Annotated in this window: 6 protein-coding genes; 3 read left to right on the top strand and 3 right to left on the bottom strand. The window is 58.6% G+C overall.

The genetic code is table 11. From position 1 onward, the window contains the following. Window positions 1-140: 140 nt before the first annotated feature. From AB5Y64_RS02900 to AB5Y64_RS02890, 3 genes are read right to left on the bottom strand one after another with little or no spacing between them, the layout of a single operon-like run. A complete protein-coding gene (locus AB5Y64_RS02900) occupies window positions 141-2693 on the bottom strand; it encodes an MlaD family protein (protein ID WP_368203239.1) in 2553 nt (850 codons plus the stop codon). A gap of 51 nt (window positions 2694-2744) precedes the next feature. Beyond that, window positions 2745-3353 carry a paraquat-inducible protein A gene (locus AB5Y64_RS02895; RefSeq protein WP_010674753.1) on the bottom strand — a complete coding sequence of 203 codons (609 nt, stop codon included), beginning with the start codon at window positions 3351-3353 and terminating at the stop codon, window positions 2745-2747. Further along, window positions 3331-3975 (bottom strand): paraquat-inducible protein A, encoded by a 645-nt coding sequence (locus AB5Y64_RS02890; RefSeq protein WP_010674754.1) that lies wholly within the window; start codon window positions 3973-3975, stop codon window positions 3331-3333. Before AB5Y64_RS02890 ends, AB5Y64_RS02895 begins: the two co-directional genes overlap by 23 nt. A 220-nt stretch (window positions 3976-4195) precedes the next feature. Here AB5Y64_RS02890 and AB5Y64_RS02885 point away from each other — a divergent pair, with 220 nt between their 5' ends. The 3 genes from AB5Y64_RS02885 (at window position 4196) to AB5Y64_RS02875 (ending at window position 6620) form a co-directional block, all read left to right on the top strand. Then, entirely contained in the window at window positions 4196-4501 is a 306-nt protein-coding gene (locus AB5Y64_RS02885) for a YebG family protein (RefSeq protein WP_103243120.1), read from the top strand. Between the two features lie 280 nt (window positions 4502-4781). Next, window positions 4782-6077, top strand: coding sequence for a site-specific integrase (locus AB5Y64_RS02880; RefSeq protein ID WP_045524874.1), 1296 nt, complete (start codon window positions 4782-4784; stop codon window positions 6075-6077). Window positions 6078-6269: 192 nt separating this feature from the next. Further along, window positions 6270-6620 carry a DUF3653 domain-containing protein gene (locus tag AB5Y64_RS02875; protein WP_368203236.1) on the top strand — a complete coding sequence of 117 codons (351 nt, stop codon included), beginning with the start codon at window positions 6270-6272 and terminating at the stop codon, window positions 6618-6620. The last annotated feature ends 318 nt before the right edge of the window (window positions 6621-6938 follow it).

Here is a 6938-nt window from a genome sequence, read left to right as displayed (position 1 = left end):
CAAAGTGATAAAGCGTATGGCATATGGATTTAGGGACTCAGAATACTTTTTTCTGAAAATCAAGGCGGCCTTCCCCGGAAAGCCGCGATGAACCTAAAAAAACCGGCACAAGGCCGGTTTTTGACGAACAGGGGAATAACTCAGGGCAAGATGCGGGGGCTCCACTCCAGCCACTCTTTCTCTGCCTTGGCATGAAGCGGATAACGATGGCCCGCCTTGACGGTCGCGCCCATTTCCCGCTCCGGCGTATTGAAGGCAATCCCGCCTGCCAGCAGGCTTTGCACCGTTTCGACCTCGATGGTGCCACCGGTCAGCCCGATATCGGCCTTGACCCCGGAGACATTCCAGAAGCGGCTATTGGCGCGTATCAGATGGGCGTACTGTCCATCCACATTCACATCGATCAGCACCTCACTGCCATCCCGGGCCAGGGTCACGCCGGTGACGCTGCCCACGACCATCTTGCGAAACAGCAGGGGGCTGCCCACGCTGATGCCATCGACGGAGGGGCTCTTGAGGGTCAGGGCAAGACCGGCGGGGCCACTCTGGCTCAAGGGGAAGGTCTCCTTGCCAGCCCCCCGGCCCGGTGTCGCCTCCACAAAGGCCCCCTTGATCAGGGTATCGAGGTGGGCAACCCCCCCCAGCCCGACCTTGGCCTGCACCAGGGCATAGCGTGCCCCGGATTGCAGGAAACGCGTGGCATATTGCTCATTCAGCTCGGCCTTGAAGCTTACCTGGGCCAGGGTCGGGTCCAGTTCCACCTGCTCTACTTTGCCGATGTCCACTCCGCGATAGCGGATGGGGCTGCCAACCCCGAGACCCGGGTTGTGATCCGCCGTGAGCGTGAGGGTGCGCACCTGGGAGCTTGCCTGCTCCTTGCTGTCAAAGAGCTGATGACTGCTGCGACCTGTCCCCAGCTTGTCGAATTCGATGGCACCACGCAGCAGGGTGGCGAGGTTCCCCATCTTGACCTGCACGCCATCGAGCCGGATCTTGCCGTCGATGGCGGCCTTCTTCCAGAACTGGGGTTGCTGCTTGAGCAAAGGAGCATAGATGGCATCGATCTCCAGGGTGATGGCCACACCGCGATCATCGGCATCCAGCGCCTTGACCTTGCCCGCTTCCAGTCCCAGGTAGAGGACGGGGGAGCCCACACCGATACCATCAGCCTGAGCGGCACGCAGCCTCCAGCTGACCGCTTTGGCATGGCGGCTCCCAAGCAGGGCTAGCTCCTGGCTGGGGTAGAGGCGGTCAATCCTGTCACCCTTCGCAGCCTGTACCAGCTTGATGCCCCCCGCCAACCAGGCACTGGCCGGGCTGGTCTCCACCTTGATACCGCTGAGATCCGCCTCCACCTGCAAGGGGGCGGCGCGATAGAAGCGAGCCCGTTGCAGCAGATGGCGATAACGCTCGTTCACCAGCAACTCGACACTGGCATTGCCGCCGGCATCCAGGGTCAGTGCCCCGAGCTGACCTATCTGCAACCCCTTGAACCAGAGCGGAGCCCCTTCGCTCAAACCGGCGAGATCCTCTGCCTGCAGGGTCAGCTTGATGCCGCCGCGCTGTGCCTGGCTCTCCAGGGTCATGGTGTTGACCCGTTTACCGGGTTCATAGTCCAGGCGAATGGCGGGCCCGGCCAGCAGGCGATCCGCATGCTTGATCCCGGCAGGGGAGAGAGAGACCGTCTCCCACACCAGACGACTCTTGCCGGTCACCCGGAACGCCTGTTCGGGGTTGATGAGGGCCGTCACGCTCCGCCCCTGTTCGGTGAGGCGAATAGGGTCGACTCGTCCAATCTCGATGCCCTCATAGAGGATGGGCATCCCTTCCTTGATGGGCAGAGTCCCCGCCTGGATGGTGATGCGCTCACCCCGGGCGGCCTCGGCCAGCCCCTTGTAGAGGATGAAGTTGACCCCCTTTTGCGCCACGGGGGAATCCTTGGGGGAGTCAAACGCAATGCCGCCGCTCAGAATGGAGGTGAGACTGCCCGCTTCCACACTGACGCCAGCCAGGCTGAAGGAGCCCTTGATGCCGCTGATGTTCCAGAAGCGGGTATCCGCCTTGACGAGGTGCTCGAAGCGCGGCTCGATCACCAGATCCAGGATCACGTTCTGGTTCTCTTCCCCAAGACGGGTGTTGATGACACTGCCCACCTCCAGCCCGCGGAAATAGATCTTAGCGCCGATGCCCACCGACCCCAGAGAATCGGCTGTCAGGTGCAGGGTTCGCCCCTGGGCCTGATAACCGGGGGGAGGGCCATCCAGGGCATCGAACTCATCCTCCAGCGGGTTGTTCTCCCGTCCGGGTTGCAGGTTGATGTAGTTGCCTGACACCAGGGTGTCCAGGCCGGAGATCTCGGTCAGTGACGCCTTGGGACTCACCAGCCAGAAGTCGGAACCCTTGCGTATGAGGGAGCGGGCACGGCTGTCCACCTTGGCCAGCACCGCAATCTTGCGACCATCCTGTGCCAGTTCCAGCTCCTGGACCACGCCGATGGCGACCCCCTGATAGCGCAACTGGGTCTTGCCCGGCAAGATACCGTTGCCCTGGGCAAAGTTGATGCGAATGAGTTGACCACTGCTCGTCCACTGCTGGTAGAGAAAGCCTCCCGCCAGCAAGAGGGCGATGAAGGGCAGCAACCAGACCGGTGATAACCAGCGGTGCTTCTCAATGACGGGCTCAGCCCCGACCATACCGACTCCTTACATTGGCTGTGATGCACAGCGCGTTCGACACAAAAAACATTAACGGGCCGCCTTGTCCCACAACAGGCGGGTATCGAGCATCCTGGCCGACATCATGGTGAGCACCACCACGCCGGCGAACGCCGTCGCCCCGGGGCCGGCACGCACGTTGAGCAGCACGCCGCGATCCACCAAAGCCACCATCAGCGAAATGACGAACAGGTCCAGCATGGACCAGCGTCCGATGAAATCGATGATGCGGTACATGACGAGCTGGCGTTTGCGGCGCACCGGCTTGCTGCGCTGCAACTGCCAGCAGATCCAGCCAAGGCCCAGGATCTTGCCGATGGGCACGATGATGCTCGCGGTCAGTACTATGGTGGCGATGCCGGACATCTTGCTGCGATAGAGCGCCATGATACCGCTGAAAATGGTATCGGACTGCAATAATCCCTTGTTGTAGAAGTGGGTGATGGGCAGCAGGTTCGCAGGCAACAACATGAAGGTGGCCAGCGCCAGCAGGCCCCATGACCAGGCGAGGGAATGGGGGATGCGCATCTGCAAGGGGGTGTGACAACGAGGGCAGCTCATGCCGTGTTGATGGCGCACCAGCAACCCGCAGGTATGGCAGCGGCAAAGCCCCAGTTCACGGGCGCTGATCGGGGACATGGTCCGGCTCCCGGGAGGCATGTTGCAGCGGAATCCGCTCCCAGTAAGGGGCAGGATCAAAGAGGATCAGCAGCGTCATGTTGAGCAGCATCAGACAACCCAGGCTCAGCAGACCGCCTCCCAGGCGCACGTCGGCGATGTCGATAAGTTTGAACAGGGCGACCAGCAGGCTGACGATGTACACCTCCAGCATGGCCCAGTGGCGAAATACCTCGACCGCTTTGAGGGTCCACGCCAGCAGATGCCAGCGCTTGGCCAGGCCGGAGGCTAGGGCAAAGATCCCGAGCAGCAGCCCTGTCGGCGCCAGCACGGCGCACCAGAGCACCAGTGTTGCCACCCAGAGCTCGCTCTCGGCATACAGCATCATAATTCCCTTGATCAGGTTGGCGTCCGAGTTCACACCCGCCAGACGAAGATAGATCAAAGGCTCAAAAAACGCGGAAGGCAGCAACAGGAATCCGGTGATGGTCAGCGCCATCAACTGGGAAGGGCGAAAGGCATAACGCCCATACAGATGCTGATGACAGCGGGGGCAATGGGCGTGACGGCGCAGCGGCAGCAACTTGCGTTCGATCAGCAAGTCACAGGCCGGACAGACAATCACCGAGTGCGGATCCGACATACGATTCAACCTGTTGAAGGAATTGATGAAATTTACCTTAAAACGCCTGCCCTGTCTTGCCGCGCTGCACAGCCCCCTTTGAAAAGACGTGTTTTCCGCTGTGAACTGGCCGCCGCCAGCCAAGCAGGGGCTGGCGATGCATGCCGACATGCTGAGGGTATTTGCAATACTGTATATACGTACATATACTTGCAATCACAATCATCAGGAGGGCGCCGCGATGGCCGTTGAGATCAAGTATGTTGTGGTACGTGGGGGAGTGGAGAAGATGACCTTTGCCAGCAAGAAAGAGGCGGATGCCTATGACAAACTGCTGGACACCGCAGATGAGCTGATGACACTGCTGGCGGGCGCGCCGGTCGCGCTTGCACCGGAACAGCAGGAGAGTCTGGCCTTTTATCTGGCCGAGCAGCGGGATCAGTTGCAGCAGGTATTGCGCGGTGGAAAAGGGCAGGGGAATCCCCCCAAAGAAGACAAGCAGGATACTGAACTGCCAAAGGGGAAGCCCCTGAAGAGCGTGGCTTGAGACAAAAGGGCGGGGAAGGGGATGTGAGGCAGAACCCGCTATCTCATTCATGAAAAGTGCAACTTAAGTCATTGTCACGACTCTTTTCCCCGATAATTTTCCAACCAGACCGCATATTTATTGAATATGCCGATTGCTCGTCATCATGGGGTATCACAGCAAGATGCCTCAGGTCGTTGCCCCCAAGGCGCACTGCAAGCCCTGATGCCGATAACCCCATTTATCGGCATCAGGGGGTTGCGGCCCCGTTCAAAACATTCAACCGACATCACACACCATCATGACTCATCCAGCACTTCCACCCGCCATGCCACTGTTCGATAGCGTGGACCACCTTGAGGCGGGCAATCCCCAGGTCAACCAGTACCTCGCCACCCTGAGTCTTGGCAAGGTCCCCGACGCGGGGATCGTGTATGAGCTGGCCGTCGACTGGCTGCTGGAGCAGCGCCACAGCGAAAACAACTACAAGACCTATCGCAGTGAGCTGACCACTTTTTTGCACTGGTGTTTTTGCGAGGTGGCCATCAGCCCCAGGGATCTCACCAGGCGCATCATGATGCGCTATCTCGACTATTGCCAGGCGCCACCGTCCGGACTGATTGCCTATCGCAACGTCGCCCAGTTCGTGCTCGACAAGGAGTGGGGGGAACGGTTGCCAAACCCCCTGTGGCGTCCGTTTCTTGGCAAGCGGGAACTGGGCCGGGAGCTGCCGTATCGACTGAGTGAGCAGGCGATGAAGACAAAACTCGCCATTTTGTCCGCCTTCTTCCAGTTTCTCATCCAGGAGGAGTACATGGATCGCAATCCGGCTCTCCTGCTGCAGCGGGTTAAACGTGCGGGCCCCCAGGAGGCTGGTGAAGACGCGCAATCCTTCACCGAACTGCAATGGTCCTATGTGATGCAAGCCGCCGAACAGCTCGCTGCCGAATGCCCGGCACAACATGAGCGCAGCCGCTTTCTCATCTGTCTGATGTATGCCTGTTATCTGCGGATTTCCGAGGTGGCGGCCAGGCCGGGTTTCAGCCCCGTCATGGGCCAGTTTCGACGTGACGCCAAAACGGGCGTCTGGGGTTATGACATTCCCCGCAGCAAAGGCGGTAAACGTCGCACCGTAGCCGTTTCTCAGGCTCTGCTCGAAGCCCTGGCTCGCTATCGTACCTTTCTTGGACTTTCGCCACTGCCGGCCCCCGGGGAGCAGACCCCGCTGTTCGTACGCCACAAGGCGGCGGCCCATGGCCGCGAACAAGGCGAACTCAATGCCAATCTGGGTATCCGCCAGCTACGAGACCTGGTAATGGCGGTATTTGAACAGGCCGCAAGCCTCGCCGAACAAGACGGTTTTGATCAGGATGCCGCTGAAATGCGAACCCTGACGCCGCACTCCATTCGCCACACCGGTATCACCCATGACATCAATCTGCACGGCCGGCCTTTATCCCACGTACAAGCCGATGCGGGACATGACAGCATCGACACCACCTCCAAGTACCTGCATACCGGCAACCGGGAACGTCACGAGAGTGCCAGCCGCAAGCCGCTGGACCACTTGCTCGACCAGAACCGAACATATGATTGATAACCAGTGGTGAACAATAAAACTGCACTCATAACCAAGACGCGGGACCTAAAGACAATCCTTGATTGACCATGCCCTGGGACTCATAAAATACGACACTGCGCATAATGTCGCGTTTAGTTAAATGCCCATCTGAAACCTGCCGATAAGCCAGCCCACGCAATTTTGCTGGTTTATCAGGTATTTACTTGGATGGAACGAGAGTTGACCAAAAACTTCATTTTTCGTTGGTTTGAATGCGGTTTATCGGAAGAGGAGACGGCAAATCTATGTTTCGTTTCTGTGAGGCAGGTCACATATTGGGATAAGGGCAAAGAGATCCCACCTGTCTATAAACGGCTTATGCGTATGGCATCCGGGCGGGAGCTGCCCACGATTTTCAAGGCCTGGGAAGGCTGGCGTATGAAGAATGACTGCCTGATCGCACCGAATGGCGTGATGTTCGACAGGAGGAGGATAGAAGCGCTGGCCATCATCCAGGCGGAGCTGTCAGAGAAGCAGAAGGAAGCCTTCCACTGGCGGAAGAAGCTAGGTAAAGGTTAGAAAGAGGGGCGAAAGCCCCTCAATAGCAAATCTCTACATACCCCTTTTGAGAAAGTTCCTAAGTTCAGTGCATATTCCGGCCGATCATGAACACCGATTCCGGTTCAACGTGAACACCATTTCCGGACCAATGTGAACGCTCATTCCGGCTCAACCTGAACACTTTGCCCCTCCTTTCCGGAAACAGTGTTCAACATCCCGGAATCACTGTTCACATTCACCAGAATCATCCTTAACGCATTGATTTAAAAACCTTTGATACGCTCTCCCTTTTGCCAGGGAAGAGCCTATGTCTGCCAAGAGGATTGCAATGCGTAA

The organism is Aeromonas sp. R5-1 (assembly GCF_040908265.1).
Classification (GTDB): domain Bacteria; phylum Pseudomonadota; class Gammaproteobacteria; order Enterobacterales; family Aeromonadaceae; genus Aeromonas; species Aeromonas caviae.
This window is presented reverse-complemented; position numbering and strand designations above follow the sequence as displayed.

Excerpts from the sequence above, each read along its gene's own strand:
- AB5Y64_RS02900 (WP_368203239.1), bottom strand. The coding sequence starts at position 2,693 with ATGGTCGGGGCTGAGCCCGTCATTGAGAAGCACCGCTGGTTATCACCG.
- AB5Y64_RS02895 (WP_010674753.1), bottom strand. The coding sequence starts at position 3,353 with ATGTCCCCGATCAGCGCCCGTGAACTGGGGCTTTGCCGCTGCCATACC.
- AB5Y64_RS02890 (WP_010674754.1), bottom strand. The coding sequence starts at position 3,975 with ATGTCGGATCCGCACTCGGTGATTGTCTGTCCGGCCTGTGACTTGCTG.
- AB5Y64_RS02885 (WP_103243120.1), top strand. The coding sequence starts at position 4,196 with ATGGCCGTTGAGATCAAGTATGTTGTGGTACGTGGGGGAGTGGAGAAG.
- AB5Y64_RS02880 (WP_045524874.1), top strand. The coding sequence starts at position 4,782 with ATGACTCATCCAGCACTTCCACCCGCCATGCCACTGTTCGATAGCGTG.
- AB5Y64_RS02875 (WP_368203236.1), top strand. The coding sequence starts at position 6,270 with ATGGAACGAGAGTTGACCAAAAACTTCATTTTTCGTTGGTTTGAATGC.